Here is a 1,345-nt window from a genome sequence, read left to right on the forward strand (position 1 = left end):
CTGATATAATATTTGCTTCCACTCTTTCCGGTAAAGAGCAAATGGAATCTTTAGAAAAAATGGGTATCCCTGTTGTAATGTTGGAGGCAAAAAGCATTGACCAGATATACCAGTCTATAAAAATAATAGGTCAAATAACAGGAACTGAGAAAAAAGGTGAGGAGATAATTAAACAAATGCAAGACAAAATAAAAGAAATAAACGACAAAGTCAAAGACCTTCCAAAAGTCAGCGTATTTTATCTGGTCTCTCTTGACGGAAACTGGACAGCAGGTAAAGGCACTTTTATTGATGAACTTATAAACCTTGCAGGTGGCAAAAACGTTGCAGAGGATGTAAATGGTTGGGTGCAGTACAGCGTAGAAGAATTAGTCAAGAAAAATCCTGATGTGATAATAACATCTCCTCATGCAGGGGATGTAAAAGACATCAAAAATATGGCAGGATACAAAGACACAAACGCTGTTAAAAATGACAAGATATTTGTGATAAGCAATGATGACATAATATCAAGAGCTTCTAATAGAATTGTTTTAGGACTTGAAGAAATTGCAAAATTCTTACATCCGGAGGCATTTAAGTAAAGTGAGAGTAAAAAAAGGGATATATTTTGGTACAGCCTTTTTACTGCTTGTCTTTACCATGATTTTATCAATTTCTGCAGGGGCGGTAAAAATACCCCTGCGGGAAATTTTAAATATTTTTTTTGGCGGGGGAAGTGAAACTTCCAGGACGATAATTCTTAATTTAAGGCTTCCAAGGGTAATTGAATCAGCAGTTGTAGGAATGGGACTTTCAGTTGTAGGGGCGTTTTTTCAAGGGCTTTTGAGAAATCCCATGGCAGACCCTTATGTTTTGGGTATATCATCAGGAGCGGCTTTTGGTGCTACTATTGCGATAATTTTGGGGCTTGGAATATTTGGACTGAGTTTTATGGCATTTATTACTTCTTTAATGACTGTGTTTTTTGTGTACACTATCTCTAGAACTGGCACAAGAGTATCCATGACCACAATGTTGCTTGCGGGAATAGCCATAAGCGCTTTTATGTCTGCAATTATCTCTCTTATGATGCTTTTAAACCATGATGAGTTTTCTCGAATTGTTTTTTGGACTATGGGAGGATTTAGCCTCATAAACTGGAATAGTGTGGTCTTTTCTACTCCTATAATAATAATTGGCTCTTTTATGATGTATGTATTTTCAAGGGATGTAAATGCGATATTGACAGGAGAAGAAGTTGCCGAACATTTAGGTGTCAACACAGAACTGGTCAAAAAAATAATTCTTGTGACAGGGTCATTAGTTACTGCAACAGCTGTATCAGTCGGTGGAATTATAGGTT

At 36.7% G+C, this 1,345-nt stretch carries 2 protein-coding genes; both read left to right on the forward strand.

Going from position 1 to position 1,345, the window contains the following annotated elements; translation table 11 throughout:
• Nucleotides 1-584 (forward strand): ABC transporter substrate-binding protein (locus M663_RS0104570; protein WP_029688105.1); only part of this gene is annotated, 584 nt, incomplete at its 5' end.
• Between the two features lies 1 nt (nucleotide 585).
• A partial coding sequence (locus tag M663_RS0104575) for an iron ABC transporter permease (RefSeq protein WP_029688106.1) occupies nucleotides 586-1,345 on the forward strand: 760 nt, incomplete at its 3' end.

Source organism: Thermoanaerobacter sp. A7A (assembly GCF_000445185.1).
Taxonomy (GTDB): Bacteria; Bacillota; Thermoanaerobacteria; order Thermoanaerobacterales; family Thermoanaerobacteraceae; genus Thermoanaerobacter.